Below are 18,642 nucleotides of genomic sequence, written 5' to 3'. Positions count from 1 at the left end.
GAGGCGACAGCCTGGTCACGATCCCGATTCCCACTGCCATCTCAGGCTCCGGAGGACCTCCGAACAAGCGACTCAACCGGTCAACCAGATTGACGCCACCCGTCAACCTGATTGACACGGGACAGCCAGCGCCTGGCGAATGCCCCTTACCCCAGGTATCGAGCCTGGTGTTGATCCTCTCGGTGGGCGGTAGTGGGGGGTGCGTGCTGTCCCTATTTCGGGGCACTAAAAAAATCCTCTGCAGCGCAGTGGATCTCAAGGGTCACTAAGCCTGAGCTGAGGTTCATGCAGGTCTGATGGGTTCACTGGTGAGAACCAGCTATTTCCCTAATGGACGACATCTGGAGATCCATTCCAGCGCAGTGGATCTCAGCCCCAGTGATTTTGTGTATCCTACGGAACTTGTATCACTCAATACCAAATGGATTGATGATTGGCGGGACTGGGGTCTCTCCCTTAATGCAACTGGTCGGGAGATCCTTTGCAGCCCAGCCGGTCTCAAGGGCTCCATCCTGAGTCACCGGACTGGCGATCAGCGTTCGGCCTGATGCTGCTCACAGGGCAAGCTGGACACACTGTTGGGTTTGATTCCCTATACATGTGTTATCGGCCAGACTCCCTGCTCTGGAAGGGATCTCAAGGCTGGGTGTTAGCGGACCTACTGGGGCTCATCGGCGAGGTACCAATTGATGGCCTTGCGCTTCAAGTCCCTTTAAGGGGGAACTCGGGCAGACTCCAAAGCCCGCCTTGCTTTGGACGGTCTCTGGTGCGGGAGTCCCTATAAGGCCCTGTTCAAAGGACTTCGGGGGAATCCCTGCCATCGCAAGGGGCTCATCGTCGAGGATTCTCCCCTGATTACCTATAAACCTGGGATCAACGGAATACCCTCCACCGAAAGGGCTCTCAGCGTTGGAGTCCCTTTGATTCCCTTTAAGGGGTTACTCAACGATATCCCCTCCAGCTGAAGGGATCTGAGCGATCGCTCTCCTGTGGTTCCCTATAAGGCGGACCTCGGGGAAACTCTTTCCACCGCAAGGACTCTCAGCCGTGATGATTCCGCAGCCCCAGCCAGCCTGACCTAGGCGAGCAGTGATCGGTTCTGTCCTGTCCCTTTAAGGGCGTCATCAAGGGAAACCCAGGCCAGCACTGGCATCCCGAGCCTTCCCGGCATAGGCTTACCCGACCGTCCCAGCATTTCTCTTGTTCAGCGACCAGTCAGAAGCCACCTACACGGATGAGGGAGCGTTCGTCCTGACGGACTGACTGGAGGGGGAGGAGCTTGGCAACGCCTTCTGAGGTGGGTGCCTTTTATTGGGCGGCGCTGGCCCCTGACATCGCTATCCCTGGACGGGAGGATCAGGGTTCAATCTCAGTGTAGACCTCATTGGGAGTTCTGCCTCCCAGAGAGCTGCGGGGTCGTAAATGGCAGTACCTCCACAGGAAGCGGGCCAGCCTGACTTCGGCCTCCCAGCCGTCGCTGTAGGCGCGCAGGTAGACCTCCTTGTACTTGACGGTGGGCCAAAGCCACTCCAACAGGATTTTGTCAATGCAACGCCCCTGCCTGACCAGCTGATCTTGATGTCTTCTGCCACTGAGTCGTTGAACGAAATCTAATGAGGTGCATTGACAGTCTTGATCGGAATGGAAGATCTGGGCCTTGGGTCCGGATATCGCCTCTATGGCGACCTTGCCGTGAACACGGTGCCATGGAGGTGACCTGAACACATGGGTGGAAGCCTCTTTTCTGTAGGAAGTACCCCGCCTTGCACGAAGAAAGTGGGCTGCCAACAAAGCCAGACCAGCTCAATGGCATATGTCCAGTTGCAGCTCATCAAAGGTTAAACTAGATACTAACTGTCATCTAAGTCAGAGTTATAAAGTCCTGACAGTTGTTTATCTAGGAGGCATAGGAGGTAGCAAGCGACTTATCCAGCCTATAATCAGAGGACCCTTCGTCTTAAGGATCGTTACTTCTTGGCCAGAAATACTACCCTTGATATCAATATCTCTTGCGACAATAAATGCTGTTGGTAGTAGTGGGAAGATTCCAGTATTATCGCTGAATTCTCCATTCGAATAATACCCAGCTGGCAGTCCAGGAATTGACCATCCCGGAAGAGAAAGCATGCTGAGATCTAGCCATGGGCGAACAATCTCAACTCGTAGAAACTTGAATGAGACTCTATCTATTGAAACTTCATTAAAAAGATCTGCCGCTGTTTCGCTATACCAGTTGTACGGAATGGGAAACGAGGAGTGCCAAGTTATACCAGGAGAGCTAAGACTTGCTTGTTGAGTAGTTAAGTATTTCTTCTTTGCATTGTCAATAATTGAAGTCGAGGCATCAGATCCCGATTGTCTAAGTATTGACAAAGCTCTTTCAAGTGATGGGGAAGATGCTGCTTTAAACTCACTCCAAGCAAGATCAACCTGCTGCTGAAGAACTGGTCCAATTAATGCCCACTTTGCTGGATCTGTTGTACTTAGGCTTGAATATGATGTCATGTATGACTGAAGTGAATTGTTATAGGCGGCCCGTTTCTCAAGGTATCTCTTGTATTCAGGCTTTTCGATTGCAACTTTGACGACTCTGCCAGCAGCATCCCGTCTATCAGCCTCCGCATACAGATAGTCATATGCAGCTTGATAATCTGCCATCGCCTGCGAACTAGGTGGCGTAAGTGAAGCCTGAGCTGAATTTACAATCTGGCCATATAGTGTATCAACAGAATACGCACTTGGTGAATACAACTGAGATATTTGGGGAATCTGATCAACTAGTACTGAAAAATTCTCAAGCGACAGTACTGAACCTGTCAGGTTACTAGGACTCCAAGGATTGTCATATTGACTTGGGTTAATTGGCTGCCCCGGGAAGCCAATGGAAAGAATTGATTCTTCGGGTAGATCAACTGAGGTAACAATATCCCCAAGTCCAGATGGAGAGCTAAAAATCCCGTCGGAAAGTAAGGCATACAAATCACGAACCGTGGAAAGCATAGACGAAGTCATGGTGATCGTTACATTGGGGGTCGAACGACATGCCTGATTGCAGCTAAGCTGCCTATCCATGCGACCAAAGCATGTAAAACATCATTTAGATGCAAGGATGACACGAGTAGAATATAAAGGTCTGGGAGCAAGATCTAATGCAAGAAATATCCAGAAGAATACAATGCATTCCCTAAGACTATATAATCTTTGTCGGGTTCAACTGGTATCAACTATTTCCTCTACCCCTTATGAAGGAGGACAGAATGGAACAACAGTACTCAGCCAGCCAATGATTTGAATACCAGGAACCGTAATGGTAACGCCATCAAAGCTTGAATTAAAGGATACACTTGTCTGACCTGACCTATATGAGCCGCTCAGCGTAAATGGCCCCCAACTAACTCCAGCACTCGCTGAAGTTGAAGACTGCGCCCTTGAGTAGTCTGTGGCTCCCCAGTTGGCGGAAATCCGAATATCTCTTGCGACTAAGAATGCTGTTGGCAACAATGGGAATGCCCCAGCATTGGACTCGTCAACTTTGCCATTTGAATAACCCCCTGCTGAACGACCAGGTACGTTCCACCCAGTAAGGGTAAAAATTGAAGAGTTAAGCCACGGGCGTCGAATTTCGATCCGACCCACTTTAAACTCTACTTTGATGTTTGTAGTTGACGTTTCTATATCCACAGATGAGGTGTCCCTGGAAACGGAAGCAGAAGCAGTTCTCCAAAATCCATAACCGTAACTTCCACCCCCACTCCAGGAGGAGTATCGTGAATCGTATGAGTAGTAGTACTTTTGGGAATCCAACACTATGTCTGCAAAGTTGCTTACAGCACCTGGAGCAAACCAATTGCCAGGAAATGCAGTGGTTGTGTGCCAGAACAACCCAGGCTGAGACACGCTTGCACGCTTCGTCTGATCCCAAGTTCGTCTTGCATTTGCAAAGATCGTGGTAATGCTAGAGATTTGATACTGCTGAATTGTGGCAAGTGCAGTTTCTACTCTAGCCTTTTGAGCGTTAACAAAATCACCCCATGCTGCATCAACCGGAGCTTGAAGTGTTGGACCAAGCAATGACCATTCTCGTTGATCATCAGGGTCAGCAAGATTATACTTTATATACTTTGCCAGAAAGTTTGATAGTGCAGCGTTGTATAAATACTGCTTGTTCTTGTAGTTTCGATAGATTGGCGAATCAACTTTGACTGCAATTGATCTGCCTGAATCATCGTAATCGGTGCCGTCGACATTTAGCAGGTTGAATGCATCATTGTAAGCCGCTTGGTTGGCTGGATTAACTGGTACTGGAGTGGGTGTTGCACCTGTAATCTCGCCGTAGACAGCATCAACTGAATTTCCAGAAGGTAGATAAATTGGCAGTGGGTTTGGAATTGCATCTACTAGCTGGGCAAGGTTTTCCGCGGCAGCTGTCGAGCCATTGGGGTTGTCAGGACTCCATGCATTTGCAAATTGTCCTATATCAACGGGGTTCCCTACAGGCAAGAGGGCAAGGTGAGTCTTGTCTCGGACGGCTGCGGCATCTCTTCCTGCAATTGCTCCGCTAGGGGGAGTGGTAAAGGTGTCAAAGATAAGATCATAAATAGATTGAAGCAATTGTTTTTGATCGATAGACATGAGATAAATCTCCTGGTTGCATAATGGGGATCAAAAATGCGCCTACAGATGCATACTCGCATCAAACTAATTCGTTCAATTGGTAAGTCCCTCTTGAATGTGGTGGCTTCGTGAGCCACAACGATTTTTGTCGTCATTGACAAAGAAGCAACATAGTGACCACTCGTCACGTGGATCCTTGACCTTGATGCATTGACATTGGTGTCATATGATACATTCGAACAGCAGATAGACCCTTTCATGATTAGGATGGTTTGTGGGATCAGCAACTTGGTGTTCACATAGATATACATCTGGTTCCCGCCTGTGTTGAGCCTAAATCCTCTTGCCATCCATGGATAGACCACTTGCTGTGTAGTGCTACCAAGTTTTCCGGCTGACAAAGGAGTTTGAGGCCGACAGGGTTGTGGTGCGACCCAACAGCCCAAGACCTCACACCCCATGCCTACGCACCCCAACGCCCGCCTGACACCGATCGGTCGGGAACGGCTGATCCGGCAGCACCTCGATGAGGGCATGAGCCTTGCTCAACTCGCTGGCGAGCACGGAATCGGCGAGCGCACCGCCCGTAAGTGGCTGGCACGATTCCGTTTGCGCGGGCCAACGGCCCTGGCGGATCGACGGAGTGTGCGCCGCACCCAGCGGCGGACGCTCGATCAGCAGCGACTGCAGCAGGCCATGGACCTCTGGCACCAGCGCTGCACCCTCCGGAGTATGCCCGGCAGTTATTGGTGCCGATCAGCACCCTGGCCCGGGCGATGCGGCGCCTGGGCTGAACCGGCTGAGGAACCTGGATCCCAAGCCACCGGTGCAGTGGTAGCAGTGGGAATGTCCTGGCTACATGATTCTTTTCGACATCGAACAGCTGGCCCTGTTCAACCGTGTAGGGCACCGGTTCACTGGTGATCCACGCAAGGGGAGCTCACCCGGCGTGGGCTGCGAGAAGGTTCACGTGGCCGTGGATGACGCCACCCGTCCGTCCTACGCCGGAGTCCTGCCCGACGAGAAGGGCCTGACCACAATGCGCTTCCTGAGCCGCGCGGTGGCCTGGTTCAACTGCCAGGGGATCAAGTGCCTACGGCTGCTCAGGGAAACGGCTCGGCCTACATGTCCCATGGCTGGCGAAAAGCCAGGCAGGCCTTGGGATTCAAGGCGAAGAAGAACAGGCCCTACAACCCTCGGACCAACAGCAAGGCTGAGCGGTTCATCATGACGTTACTGGAGGAGTGGGCCTACGTGATGCTCTACGGCAGCTCTGCCGCCAGGAACGCTCTGTTACCGACCTAGCTGCGGACTCATACCGTACGTAGGTGCCACGTGGCCCTGGGTGGCCTCACACCCCAACAGCGCCTCGCTCTGCTGCTGGCATGAACAACCTGTTGTGAAAGCACTCCTAGAGCGCACCCTATTCACCATGTGGTATTTCGATTGCTTCTGACTAACTCATAGGCTTGGATAAGGTCAGTCATACTTCACTTTCCTGGTTAACGATGTGCGTCTTCGAATTGTTCTGCAATTCAACTCCCAAATTGCTTAAAGAAGCCCTCGACATCAATTCGGCTTGGGAGACCATCCTGTTGGCTGACAACATACCGGAAGCTCCGCATCGGATTCTCCAAGATAAGCTCCAAGTCGCCAGGGACATGCTTCATCCCATCGACTGGAGTGACTTCAGGCAACCCAGCAAGGCTATGGCTCTGTTGGCGGTATGCCTTGACCAGATCATCGAGCTACCAGACGGACGCAAGAGGTTCTGTGATGTGGTTCTGAACATCACCAAGGCCTTTGCCCTCTGTGGCACCCTGGATGAGGCAATGGTCTTTACGGATGAGATTGCCTTTCTTCAGGCTATCCGTGCCCCTCTGCTGAAGGGAGCTGATGATGGTGGTGATGGCAGGGCACCAAAGAACACTGACTTCGCTCTGAAGCAGCTCCTCTCTGACGCTCTGGTTGGTGGAGGGATCACCGATGTCTTCAAGGTGGCAGGGCTAGAGAAGCCAGACATCAGCATCCTCTCTGACCAGTTCCTTGCTGAGGTTGCCAAGATGCCTTTGAAGAATCTGGCTGTGGAACTGCTGCAACGTCTCCTGAAGGAGGAGGTCCAGACCCGCTTCAAGACGAACGTGGTTCAGTCCAAGAAGTTCAGTGAGATGCTCAAGGCTTCCCTGACCAAGTACACCAACCGCTCGATTGAAGCTGCTCAGGTCATCGCTGAACTCATTGCGATGGCCAAGCAGTTCCGTGAGGATGCAGAGAAGGCTGAGTCCTTGGGGCTGTCGCCAGAGGAGAAGTCGTTCTATGACGCCCTGGCCAACAACCAATCTGCCCATGACCTGATGGGGGATGAGGTGCTGTCTGCCATGTCTCAGGAGCTTGCAGAGAAGCCACGTCGAAATCTCTCTATCGACTGGCAACACAAGGAGAACGTCCGTGCCCGACTCAGGAATCTGATCAAGGCTCTGCTTAAGAGGTACAAGTACCCTCCTGATCAGGAGACAGCTGCTGTGGATTTGGTGTTGGTGCAGGCTGAGACGCTTTCTGAGGACTGGTCTGTGGAAGCGGCTTGAGGCATCAACCAGCCATCCTACGTTGAATGTGGCTAATGGAGTGTGCTCATGATCGCTATTGCTGTTTCGGCAGCCCAGTCTTGGGATCTCCTAACTCACAACGAATCTTGGCATCTTCAAGGCCATACGGCTGATTCAATTCAAGCGATTCGGTGGGGCACCAGCCTTGGCGGAACCATTGGTTGACTGAATCAAATCCCCATGAGGTCATCGCCTGTTGGCGTCGTTTGGGACCACTCTGATTTGGTATACATCCCTTCGCCTTCCAGGGTCACCCTCCATCCATATTGAGTCGTTGTTGCCGAGGTCAATCAGATACCCTTCTGGCCCTTTGCGAATTGCTGTCGCGACATAGTTCTGACCAACTAATCGCTTCACGCATTCTGCCAACGTCTGCTGTTTGCACTCTGCCAGCGCTGCATCTGGGGACACTCCCAAAGCCTTGAACTTGCTGATGCATTGGAAGAGCGCAGCGTCTTCGGCTTTGGCTGCTCCCGTGATGATCGTGGACGTTGCAAACATGCCGCCAATCAGGACTCCAAGTGCTTTCATCTCAAGTCGAATTCTGCAGGTAAGCTTAATGCTGACCAGCACGGCCTGCAACCCATGCCCACCTAGTTGGCGTGGGCTACCAATTCAAGATCGCCCATGGATGCCAAATGTCTGACGACCGCACCACCCGCCTAGCTGAACTCCAGCAGCAGCTGGACGCCCTGTCAGAGAAGGGTCGAGCAACTAAGCCGAACTCTCCTTAGAGGGAGGCTGTTTTGGAGCGTTGGGCTCCTGTGTTTGCGGCTGTGCTGGCGTTGAAGGAGGAGTTGTCAGACGGTGCGTCGTAATGGGTTCTTATTGCCGTTGAACTGGGCTGATTGCTTCATGGATTCTTGTTGTGATTGTACTAGCAATTACAGATAGAACTATTGAGATGAAAATGATCCCTGGTGATGCGAGCGCTATTAGCCCAACCTTCTCTGCAGTGGAGGTGTTGGTCGAGCCGTTGATGAAATTGCCTGCGTACAGCCACGTAAGACATCCCGCGAAGATTGCGCTTTGGTGAATTGACTTGCGCCGTTGCCTTTTTACTTCTGCAGAGTTGTCGGGGCTATTGCATTGCCCCGCTATCTGGGTGCTCCTAGGAGCTGTACTTTGATCATAGCTTCTGGTTTCGATTTGGCATGCTTCTTTTGTCCTTGTGAGTCGTGTAGACATGTCTGCTCTATTCCGCGTAGATTGGTCTGTCAAAGCTTTCCTGGTTTCTTGAAGTGATGCAGTTCCAGTAATTCTTTTGCCTAGCAACCTTTCATAGTCGTCTTTTGCCTTCCGGATAGTACTCCTGAGTAATGCGAGATCATCCTCGTCTAGCTTGAACCATTCTGATTGTGGAAGACGACAGCGCGCAAACCTTTTATGGAGGTGCTGCTCTAATGATCCTGCGTCATTGATTCTTGCGACATGAACTGCTGTTGTTGTGACACCTACTTTTAGTTCTCTCTTCCTTCTTGACCAATCGTTTGTAACCCCGATCTTGTGCGCTTCCAGCAATTCTGACTTGATCACATAGATTATTGCATGTGCCTTCCCCCCGCATGGCCTATTTGCTCCTGATGGTTGACGCCCAGACATTTGGGATGGATAGAGTCTCATTGCAACAGCATCTTAGTCAGCTCCATCTACATTGTCTGCATTGAGCGGCCATGGCTGTAGTCGCACTTGCCTCCCCTTTGGATTCTGAGGGTCTCTCTAGGTGTTGATCGAATTCTTCTTGCGCCTTTTCTGGAATCCTTGGAGATTGTATCCATGGTCCTCAAACTGCAGCTTGTGGAAAATGCTAACGTATCAGACCTGGCCCTGAGCTGGGTGCCGTTTATTGGAGCGATTCGGCCACCGACCCCGTTAGCTTCGAATGGAAAGGACAGGGTTTGGTTTCAGGATGGTCCTCATTTTGGGTTTTGGCCTCTCAGTGAGCTATGGGGCGGTTCCTTGCAACAACTCCAATGGAAGTGGGCCAGGCTGATCGTTTTTCTGCTTCCAAGCAATATCTGTAAGCCCCTACATACACGTCTCCTCATTCTTGGCAGCGTGCCATAGCCTCTCCACAAGGATATTCCACTCCCAGTGGCTGATCTGGATCTCTTCGACCTTAAGTCACTGATCGAATATGTAGGAAGTCAATCGACAGCCATAGACGGAATGGAAGAGCTGTGGCATCTGGCTGTTGGATAGTGCCATCTCTAGGGTTTCCAAGCAGAACTCTGTGCTAAGGGTGTTAGACAGCTTCCAGCTGTGCACATGCCTGGATTGGAGATCCATGATCGCAACCAGTCACAGAAATCCATTCAGGAGCGGAATGGAGGTGATGGCGGTTGTCCAGACCAGATCTGGAGCTGTGACGGTTCTGACATCAACCAGGCAGGGAAAGCGCTCAGGTGGTTCGCCCTTATTCCCTTTCGCTGCATGAGGTTTCGGACATGGTCACGGCTGATCGGGATACCGTCTCTGGCCAGGTATCCCACCATCCAGCGGCTGCCGCTGCAGGGATCCTCCAGGTAATGGGCATCGATCCTGGCCATGATCCGCAGCGTCGATTCCCGGATTGGTGTCGGCTGGTAGTAGAGCGTGGATCGAGGTAGACCCAGCAGGGCACACTGGCGGCTGACGCTGAGCTCGGGATGATCGTGATCGGCCAGCTTGCACAGTTCACGGGCATCAGAGCAGCTGAGACTTTTTTTGAGCCATTCCAGTTCCATCTGCAGCCGACCGATCTGCTGGAACAGTTCCGCCTCCTTTGCCTGCCCCTCCTCCTTGTCCTTGGTCTTCTTGCCTTTGGAGAACAGCTCGCTGGCGCCCTCCAGCAGCTGCTTCTTCCCCTGGCTCACCTGGGATTGAGTGCACCGCATCATCAGCGGCGATCTCCTGGACGGTCTTGCGGCTACTGATCGCCCCAATGGCGAGCTTGGCCCTCAACTCGGGGCTACGGGTGCGACGTTTGCTGATGGGTGGGAGCCCTATCTTAGAGGTGATGCCCCGCCTCACTGGTTAACGATGGACTCTGTCCAGAAAACCCAGACCACCTGAATCCCCACCGGCTTGGCTTCAGCTGCTTCATCCTCAGGCTTGGCGCCGATCGAATCTTTATGTTTGGTACGTTATGAGTTGTTGCTTGACCATCACGATGCTGATGACTTTCCACCGGATATCTCCTAACATTTCAAATGGCCAACGGAGCAATAACCTGATTAATCATGGCGGCCGATAATTTTCTTTCTTGATTGAACGAGGATGCAATCTCCAAAGCAGCCGTAAACCTTTGGTGGGCGTCATTTCCTACAAGGGTGAAATCCTCAAGAACAGTCTCTCTTCTGATCTCAGAGTTTCCTCCTCCAAAACCCCGTGGGAACTTCTTCGCAAGGTAGTCTACGGGCCTGTGCCTAACTGTCGCCCTGAGCAGTGCATTCTCCAGGATCGCGATGTCTAATAGGCTTAGGCGTTGGGTGGCAAACAATACATCATAGTGTCGGCATCGACGATTTGCCGAACTCTTTGTTGTGATGCCAATCTTTAAAAACTGTTCACCTTCAATGTCTGATATCCTCGCAATATAAAATATCCCCGTTGTGCAGAGCAGGCGTGGATCGGCTTTTATCTTTTCTGGTGTTAGCCTAGATGTTATTCGGTTCCAAGGAAGTTGACCCTCGCCTATGGAGGTCGGAGTCATTCCCTTTGTAAGGCACTCCACCGTTGTAAGGTAGTTCTCTTCAAACTGGTCAATAATCTCAAAACTGCTTTTGAACCGTTCGGTTGGACACCCGGCTAAGTCGTCGTAGTTAAATGATGGGTCGGCTAGTTTGCAGTCGATGTTACCCAAAATCGCTTGAATTGCCTGGTTCATGTCTGCTACCGATCTCAAGTTCACTCCAAGCCCGCTTGACCAGTGAGCTATGGTTTGCTGAAACTCGACACCATAGAAGTCATGGTCTTCGGTAATGTCTAGGGTGAACCTAACTGGACTTGTCGTACCCTGATACTGCCATTCCTCTTCAATCAACCTTCCTGGCTGTGTTCGATTGCGCCATAAAAAACGAATGGCAGTGTTGATATCTTCTAGCGATGCGATCCAAACCTCTTGGGTTTCTGAATCTAAGCTCCTATGAAACTCACACCATGGTTGTTTAAAGTGAATCTGATTGGATGCGAACAGCTCTAGTTTGTTTTGGCATTTTGAAAGGCCAGACTCATCAGAGGGGTCAAAATAGAATCGAATAGGGTCAGTTGCCGTTGTGTACCGCCAATCCTCTGAGATAACTCTGCGAGGCGTGGCGCTCAAGAACGCGTTCCTCACGTATGCTGTCTTGTCATGAACGCTTGTTAAACTGAAGTCGTTAAATCTCTCGCCTGTTTCATACCGTCTGCGGGCAAGATTGTATCGTTCTTGCAGTACAGTGCCAGCGTAGGGGCCTTCGGCGACGGTAAACAAGACCCATTGCTTCTCGTCGCCCTCATATCGCCAGTCCTCAATAACGGTCCTCCCCATTAGGGCAAAGTTGGCTCGTACGATTTGCTCCTTGGCTTCAGTGCTGCTGCGCCCTCGCGGCATTGACCGCCAACCTTCCACTGCAAAAAACCTACCCTCACTCCACTCTACAGCACCTGGTACCCACTCAGTACTCCTTCACGTCTTTTCTGTTTATAGAGGTCTCCCGCCTGGAGATTCAGAGTTCTTGCTTGATATGGGTTTTTTTAACTATATCTGGTCTTAGGCTATTGATTGTTATCTTCCTTCTTCCATCCCAACAGTCTTGCCGAGGTTACCGCAACGCCTCGCAAGCCTCCCCATCCCCGTCCCCATCCAAATACGTATGCCCCTCCCTCAGCAGCTGCTGAGCATGCTCCCAAGACCCCACGTTCCGGCAGTACCACCGCCTGCCTGAGCTCGGCCTCGATCCACCATTGATGATCGTAAGATTCACCGGCCGCTGTGGCCTAGCTACCGGCTGGCTCTGGCTTCCCCGCCGTGCAGCCCTGAAATCCCATGGGCGCCCGATCCCCCCGGCAGACCTCCAGACACCGAGCCGGTAGCGCTCAGCCACCTTCTCCCTATCGAGGTAGGCCCACTCATCGCACTGCTTCAGGTACTGGCGGTATGCGAAGGCGATCCCCTGCTGCACCAGGGTCAGCCCTGCGTTGGCCCCGTTCGGCGCGAACACCTCAGCAACGGTCCTTCCGTAGCGGTCTCTCGTCTGCACCTTCAGGGTGACTGTGGAGCCGATTGGGAGAAGAGCCTGGAGCGCCTGCCTGGCCTGCTGTTCGTAGGGGGCCTGTGCCATCTCAGGGGCATCGATGCAGGCCACACGGATTGTGAGCTTCCGACCGGCTTCCTCGACTCGCAGGGTGTCGCCATCACCGACTGAGATCACCGTGGCTGCCATTGCTGACAGAGGAGCCAAGGCAAGGATGAAGACGGCTGATGCGATCAGGGAAGGGAGTCCCATTAGCTGGCGCAGAGGGCTCCCCCATTTTCGGTGCCACCGACCCCCAATGGGAATCCTGGGGTAGCCGCACCATCACTATGACTCGATACCTCTGGTACTTCGATGCCGATGGCTAGCCCCTCGAACGCATCGAGACCGTCACAGGCCAGGACGTCCCAGCCTTCACCGGACAACCTGGAGAGATGCTCCTCCCTCAGCATGGCGGGCGTCCAATCGCCTGCTCCTTCCCCCAGGCCATAGGGATGACCATCGGGGACTGGTTGGCGAAGTTCGATTGATGGCCTGGTTTCTGTCTGATCGCTCGCCGTGTCAGACGTCGATTTTCGCTGATCAATGCGCAACTACCTTATGAAGCATAGCTGTGGCATTGAGTTACAACGCATATACCGTCTGCGGAAGTTGTCAGACTGAGGCTGCATTCGCTTGGAAGACTCCTGATGAAACGAAGCGGAGCCTACATATATTTCTTAAACCCCTTGATGCACTACTGCATCGTCAGTGCGGCGAGCGGTTGCTGATGCCACAGCTACTGTTGGGCGTATCCTGCGTGATAGACAGTGGCTAACTCACTTGTCCCCAGCGTTAAGTCAGTAGACCTTGTGACGCTTGAGAGCTTCCCGCCCCAAATCTGGATCAGAGTTATTGGAGAGGCCCCCAATAGCGGCTGGAGCGAAACTGGCTTCCTAAACCAATATCTCTACTTCGTGCCTCCCGCTGATGGTATCTACGAGTTTGACCTCCTAGCCTTTGCGCCGGATGATTCCGCCATTTCCAATCCCGTCGTAACCCAGATTGAAGCCAGCTTTCTCCTTACTGCGATTCCAGATGGGTTCGTTGGGGTCAAGGTCTACGGCAAAAATGACTTCATAATCTCGGAATATGATGCATCGATTGCCAGACTGACCGTTAATGAGTATACCAAGCTGGCAGGAGTCGGCTCATCTGGTGGAGGCAGATTCCCAAGGATTTCAGCAGGGACAGCAGCGTTTACTGAAATCTAATCGTTCCTAGAGATCCCCTCGAACAGTTAACCCGGCAACATGCCCGGCTACTTCTGGCACTTTGACGCCCACGGCTGGCCACTCGAACGCATCGACACCCGCACCGGCGAGCATGTTCCGCTCTTCACGGGTGGCCCTCAAGACACGCTCTACCCGCAGGACGGTGGTCGCTCCATGGCGTGCATCTCCCCAAAGGCTTCATGCGTGGCCGACTGGGATTGGGCCTAATGTCAGTCAGTGAAGGGCTCTTTGGCGTTGTAGAACCTGCCAAACCAGTGTCTGGTCGCATCCCGCCTTGGCAGTGGAGGCTTTGGGGGCCTTGGCCATCCGATGGTTCATCAAAACGAAAGCCACCCCCGACGGATGACGAGACCAGAGCCCGCGCCGAACAGCTTTCTCAACGCCGCCCGTGGTGCACAGCTGAGCAGAACTGGGCGGATGCCAGCCTGGAGCTGAATAGCCCGTTCCTCCTCCAGTGTCGGCCGTCTCTGCTGCGCTGGTTAGGTGCGTCAGAGAAGACGGGATGGGATTGGATGGAGCTTTCACTAAAGCTCTCTGTCCCTTTGACAATTGCACTCGGTGGCTGGTTCCTTGGTACTCTCAACAGCAACCGGCAGAACGAGATCGCCCAGACAAATCAGAAGGATGCCGTTATCCGTGAATACATCAAGGAGATGAAAGGGATGCTTTTAGATACGAAGATAGTCAGGGAAGCCAAGCGGCCGGGGTCTGAAGCGAATGGCGTTGCCCGTGCGCTGACTCTCACGGCTCTCACACAGTTAAAGGGTGAGGAGCCGGAGTGGCGAAGTCTGGTTTTTCAGTTTCTGAGAGATTCGGACTTTCCGATCCTTGCAGGATCAGACCAAAAGCCTGGAGCATATCTTTTCGGCTATGATCTACGCGAGGCCAACATCAGGCAGAACAACCTCGGCAATGCCAATCTCTGGGACGCTGATCTCAGAATGGCCAACCTCTGGGACGCCAACCTCAGCGGGGCATTGCTTATCAGTGCCGATCTCAGACAGGCCAACCTCAGAAAGTCGGACCTCAGAAAGGCCATGCTCATTCGGGCCGACCTAAGCAGAGCCGATTTAAGCAGAGCCGACCTCAGCGTGGCGAACCTCAGCGAGGCCAACCTAAGCGGGGCCAACCTCACCAGCGCATATCTCTACATGGCCAACCTCAGTGATGTCAGATGGGACGAAAAGACATAATGGCCTTACAAGGAAGCCTTCAAGGGGACATGGAATACTCCTCCCCGACTTAAGGCAGCGCTCGACCTGGATTGACCTTCCGGGGCCTTCATTTCAACTCCCTTGGAACACAGCGCTTCTATAGGGAGAATTGATCCCAGTCTTGGCCATCTAATCGAGCCAGCTGGGAACCACCAGGCCGCCCGGGCCACCTTGGCCACCTTGGCCACCTTGGCATTGAACTCGGGGCTATGGGTGCGGCGTTAGCTCCTGGGTGGGAGCGTCCTTCTAGGTGTGGTGCCTAGCTTCACAGGTAAAAGATGGACTCTGTTCAGAAATACCTGACCAGCTCAGAGAGTGTCATGGTGCCGGTGGTCGTTCATCCCCACATGCTACGCAATGCCTGATATTTTGTTCTTGCCGACTAGGGGCAGACACTCGCCTCTTTCAGGACTAATCTGCGCACCGCAATAGTCAGTACACCGTGCGGTGCACCGCCACTAGCCCGGCGCGGTTCGAGAAGTTGTGGCGGTGATTCCCTGCAGTAAAGTCTCTGATGAAAAACGCACTTACCCAAAGCAATCTCTGGCAAGGACTTCTATAGGTCAAATATATACAAGCAGGTCATCTGGAGATGGTCGTTCGATTCACGAGACTGCATCAAAATCACCCTTTGCCATCACATGGGCGACTTTCAGAATCTCCACCTCGATGGATTCAAGGAAATCTTTTAGTGGACTAATGTCCTCTTTGGAGCTGAAAGTGAATCTGATAGATGCAGCTATTGCGGATAGAACAAGCAGCGCTATTGCCACGAACTGATTGGGATGAGTGCTGCAATCGTTATCTCTCAATAGTAAGGACCCATCTTCCTCTTCAAGATAGTGTGTCAGCAGGCTAGGCCAGGTTCCGTGGATATGATGCGAGCCAATGCGCTGCCCGACCACATACCAAAGGCGTTCAATCCCAAGATCATGCATCATGACCGCCATATTCGGGAATCTCTTTGTAGCTATAACTTCTTCTTCAGTCAGTCCAGCCAATGCGATGTGGCGCTTGATTGACTTTAACATACGATCTTCGATTGCTAGGACAGGATTTCCTTCACGCTTGCTGATGTTTTCTTGGATCTCAGCAGAGAGTTCAATTTCTGTTCTGAGGCCATCTGCCAGGTAGCGGCTAAAGGCATCCTCTGTGCCTTTGTGGCACAGCCACATTGCCTTCACACATGTTTCAAAAATGCATCGATCGAGGAGCGCTGTGGTTTCCCCAAACCGCCCGTTGCGTGCTAGTGCAAGATTGGCAAGCATTAGTCGTGAACAACGGTTTAGTAGGCCAGTAATCACTGAATATTGAATGGCTGGTAGATCTCGAACCGCTGGCGACTCGCGACTTATCGATGCAAAAAGAATGCAGAGGCGGCAGACGTACTTATACCATTCATACATCACTGGCATGAATGAGCCAGACTCACGGCACCTTCTTATCTGTTCGTCTGAGAAAACGGGTGGCTCTGGTAGCTGCAGCTCCTCAGTCATGACATCCAGCCCGCCCCTGTGGTGGTGGGCTGCGGATAGGCCTCCTAATGGTGCGGGTGGCCTCAAGGGCTGCGCAAGTCCGCCGATTGTTCGTTGGGTCGGCTTCGGCTCTCTTGCTGGGACGTGGCGGAGTCTCTTCCCCACACCAACGGGGCACGTCCCTTGATACGCCCGTCATGGAGTCTGCACACGGCGCACCACTCTTGCAGCAGCCCGCTTCACAATAATCCGCGCTGTGGTGGTTCTTCAGCGCATGCCCCCGATGATGGCCTGGCCCACCATGGTCTGATTTTCGCTGCCGCCTTGCTCAGGTAACTCACCCCTCCCTTCATCCAAGGCGATGACCTTGCGAAAGCCGATGTCTTCGTGTTTCGGCATGAAGCGGTCTGGTTTTCCAGCGCAGGACCACAGACGTTCATGCCACTGGGTCAGGGAGCGTGGCCAAAGGCGTGGCCCAAGCTCCTTTGTCGACGGCATCAAACCCACTGCAGCAACTGGGCTCTCTTGTAGGGCTTACCTAGTTGAAGTAGGTCTTGTTGGCCAGGGCTGGCATCAGATCCCGCAGGGGAACTGGGGCGTTGGCCCCTGGACGTGGCTGGAGATGGGGCCCAAGGTCGGTGCTCAAGGGGGGTCGGCGGTGGCGTTCAGGCAGCTTGGCAGTCGGATCCCACAGGCCGGCGGCGTTGCGTTTCCCTTGGGATGCCGGATCAGCGGAGCGCCCTGACGCCCGAACACTTCTGGCGGTTGATCCGTCGGCGCAACCGGCGGCTGTAGCCGAAGGCCACGCCGAGGCCGACGACCGGCAGCGGGCCAGGAACCTGGGCGACCACCTCGCCGTGGAGAGCCAGCCCGACGCGCTGATGGAAAGCCGTCGTGGGATGGAGATCGTCCCAGAACAGGCGCCGGGCGGCCGTCTGGGGATCGCTCAGGCAGGCGATGTCGCGGATGCAGGGCACCAGGGAGCCATCCAGGCCAAAGGCTCCGGGATCGGAATAGATTCGGCTGCTCAGGCCGTGGAAGTCGAACAGCGTCAGGCGGGATCCGGCCAGGGTCGGTCGCACCTGGTCCAGGGCGCTTTCGATCGAGGCATTGAAGATGGTGGAAAGGAGGCTGAGGGTCTGTGCCTGGGGCCCGCCCGGAGGCCCTGCCCCCGGGAGGCGACCCAGGTCAGGGGAGTTGAACACGAGAATGTTGCGGGCCCCCCGCTGATGGAAGTCAACGGCCGTCGCCACGACGTTGTTGACGGCGTTGCTGATGACCTGTTGAAACACCTGCGCCTCGATTGATGGTGGCGGGAGCTGAATCGTCGGGGGGCCAGGTTGAAGAGCGCCGTCGAAACTGCCGGCCAGCAGTCCCGGGGACTGGGTCAACGTAGCGGTGGTCTGGGTATAGAGAACGTCATTGGGAAACAGCTGGATCACGAACAATGACCTGGCCGGATCAAAGGCCGGTGCTGCAGCAATGAAGGCATTCCGCTGCCAGGCATTGCCGAGATTCTCGAAGAAGCCAGGGATCACCGGGCCCAGGACCGGCGAGACGCCGTTGTTGTTGGCCACGCCGGTGGTGGCCCCGCCGATCGCGTAGTTGGTGCCACCTGCCAGAGAGGGCCGGAAGGGGGCCAGGGGGTTGGCGGCACTGAAGAAAGGATCTCGCGGATGGAAGCGATTCCACAGAACTTCCACCGCCGTCGGTCCATTGCTGAACCGTCCATCGGCATAGGGCGGTGGCGGAAAGACCACGGAGCCGCCTGACTGCAGCTGGGTTCTCCGGCCGGCGTTGCCACCGTCCAGGACGCTGTCGCCCACCACGAAGAGGCTCTCAAGCCTGGCGATGCGTGCCTGGGCGGGCAGGGGCTGGATCAGGGCCGTGAAGGCGGCCGCCAGACCCAGCCATGGCAGAACGGTACCCATGCCCGCATCCGGATGATCGCCGGAAGCCTACTGGGAAAAAAGAGAAGTCCTTGCCGTTTGGATCACACCTTCAGATCCATCAATTGCTGGAGATCACCTGGCCCACCACCACGGCCGCCACGGCCGAGAACAGGGTGATGCCGAGGGCCGTCAGGGGGCTCTGGCCCTGGGCCACCGCCAGGGTGGTGATCACACCGGCGCCGAGGCTGGCCACGGCGAGCTGGGAGGTGAGTTCGCTGCCGGAGCGGGGGCTGGGGCTCGGGGTCACGGCGGCTTCGTCACGATTGATCGACTGACGCTACGGGCGATGAA

The 18,642-nt window shown here is 53.9% G+C and carries 15 protein-coding genes; 4 read left to right on the top strand and 11 right to left on the bottom strand.

Translation table 11 applies throughout. From position 1 onward, the window contains the following. Nucleotides 1-1,893 precede the first annotated feature (1,893 nt). Together KBZ08_RS12885 and KBZ08_RS12880 are read right to left on the bottom strand one after the other, a co-directional pair. Nucleotides 1,894-3,000 carry a hypothetical protein gene (locus tag KBZ08_RS12885; protein ID WP_254973451.1) on the bottom strand — a complete coding sequence of 369 codons (1,107 nt, stop codon included), beginning with the start codon at nt 2,998-3,000 and terminating at the stop codon, nt 1,894-1,896. A gap of 240 nt (nt 3,001-3,240) precedes the next feature. Then, a complete protein-coding gene (locus KBZ08_RS12880) occupies nt 3,241-4,632 on the bottom strand; it encodes a hypothetical protein (RefSeq protein WP_254973449.1) in 1,392 nt (463 codons plus the stop codon). Between the two features lie 441 nt (nt 4,633-5,073). Between KBZ08_RS12880 and KBZ08_RS12875 the strand changes: the two genes are divergently transcribed. Continuing rightward, the gene (locus KBZ08_RS12875; protein ID WP_254973447.1) at nt 5,074-5,538 is read left to right on the top strand and encodes a leucine zipper domain-containing protein; all 465 of its coding nucleotides are present in this window, start codon (nt 5,074-5,076) and stop codon (nt 5,536-5,538) included. 623 nt (nt 5,539-6,161) lie between these two features. Further along, on the top strand, nt 6,162-7,199 hold the full coding sequence (locus KBZ08_RS12870; RefSeq protein ID WP_254973445.1) for a DUF3387 domain-containing protein: 1,038 nt from the start codon (nt 6,162-6,164) through the stop codon (nt 7,197-7,199). Between the two features lie 207 nt (nt 7,200-7,406). Here KBZ08_RS12870 and KBZ08_RS12865 read toward each other — a convergent pair whose 3' ends face one another. From KBZ08_RS12865 to KBZ08_RS12850, 5 genes are all read right to left on the bottom strand, one after another. After that, on the bottom strand, nt 7,407-7,802 hold the full coding sequence (locus KBZ08_RS12865; RefSeq protein WP_254973443.1) for a hypothetical protein: 396 nt from the start codon (nt 7,800-7,802) through the stop codon (nt 7,407-7,409). 243 nt (nt 7,803-8,045) lie between these two features. Continuing rightward, entirely contained in the window at nt 8,046-8,822 is a 777-nt protein-coding gene (locus KBZ08_RS16665) for a GIY-YIG nuclease family protein (protein ID WP_396122419.1), read from the bottom strand. A 713-nt stretch (nt 8,823-9,535) separates the two neighbouring features. Beyond that, entirely contained in the window at nt 9,536-10,075 is a 540-nt protein-coding gene (locus KBZ08_RS12860) for an IS3 family transposase (RefSeq protein ID WP_254973442.1), read from the bottom strand. A 332-nt stretch (nt 10,076-10,407) separates the two neighbouring features. Next, entirely contained in the window at nt 10,408-11,730 is a 1,323-nt protein-coding gene (locus tag KBZ08_RS12855) for a hypothetical protein (protein WP_254973440.1), read from the bottom strand. A gap of 274 nt (nt 11,731-12,004) precedes the next feature. After that, nucleotides 12,005-12,688, bottom strand: coding sequence for a thermonuclease family protein (locus tag KBZ08_RS12850; protein ID WP_254973438.1), 684 nt, complete (start codon nt 12,686-12,688; stop codon nt 12,005-12,007). A gap of 557 nt (nt 12,689-13,245) precedes the next feature. On the opposite strand from KBZ08_RS12850, the gene KBZ08_RS12845 reads away from it, so the two are divergent. Next, nucleotides 13,246-13,689: a hypothetical protein gene (locus tag KBZ08_RS12845; RefSeq protein ID WP_254973436.1), complete on the top strand. Its 444-nt coding sequence runs from the start codon at nt 13,246-13,248 to the stop codon at nt 13,687-13,689. Nucleotides 13,690-14,222: 533 nt separating this feature from the next. After that, nucleotides 14,223-14,903, top strand: coding sequence for a pentapeptide repeat-containing protein (locus KBZ08_RS12840; RefSeq protein ID WP_254973434.1), 681 nt, complete (start codon nt 14,223-14,225; stop codon nt 14,901-14,903). 626 nt (nt 14,904-15,529) lie between these two features. Here the strand turns inward: KBZ08_RS12840 and KBZ08_RS12835 are convergent. The 4 genes from KBZ08_RS12835 to KBZ08_RS12820 form a co-directional block, all read right to left on the bottom strand. Further along, nucleotides 15,530-16,420 carry a DUF5677 domain-containing protein gene (locus tag KBZ08_RS12835; RefSeq protein WP_254973433.1) on the bottom strand — a complete coding sequence of 297 codons (891 nt, stop codon included), beginning with the start codon at nt 16,418-16,420 and terminating at the stop codon, nt 15,530-15,532. A 246-nt stretch (nt 16,421-16,666) separates the two neighbouring features. Further along, nucleotides 16,667-16,798, bottom strand: a complete 132-nt coding sequence (locus tag KBZ08_RS12830) for a hypothetical protein (protein WP_254973432.1) — start codon at nt 16,796-16,798, stop codon at nt 16,667-16,669. A gap of 329 nt (nt 16,799-17,127) precedes the next feature. Beyond that, nucleotides 17,128-18,330 (bottom strand): SGNH/GDSL hydrolase family protein, encoded by a 1,203-nt coding sequence (locus KBZ08_RS12825; RefSeq protein WP_254973430.1) that lies wholly within the window; start codon nt 18,328-18,330, stop codon nt 17,128-17,130. Between the two features lie 79 nt (nt 18,331-18,409). Then, entirely contained in the window at nt 18,410-18,598 is a 189-nt protein-coding gene (locus KBZ08_RS12820; protein WP_094585404.1) for a hypothetical protein, read from the bottom strand. Nucleotides 18,599-18,642 lie beyond the last annotated feature (44 nt).

The sequence above is a fragment of the Cyanobium sp. Candia 9D4 genome (genome assembly GCF_024346155.1).
Classification (GTDB): domain Bacteria; phylum Cyanobacteriota; class Cyanobacteriia; order PCC-6307; family Cyanobiaceae; genus Cyanobium; species Cyanobium minutissimum.
This window is presented reverse-complemented; position numbering and strand designations above follow the sequence as displayed.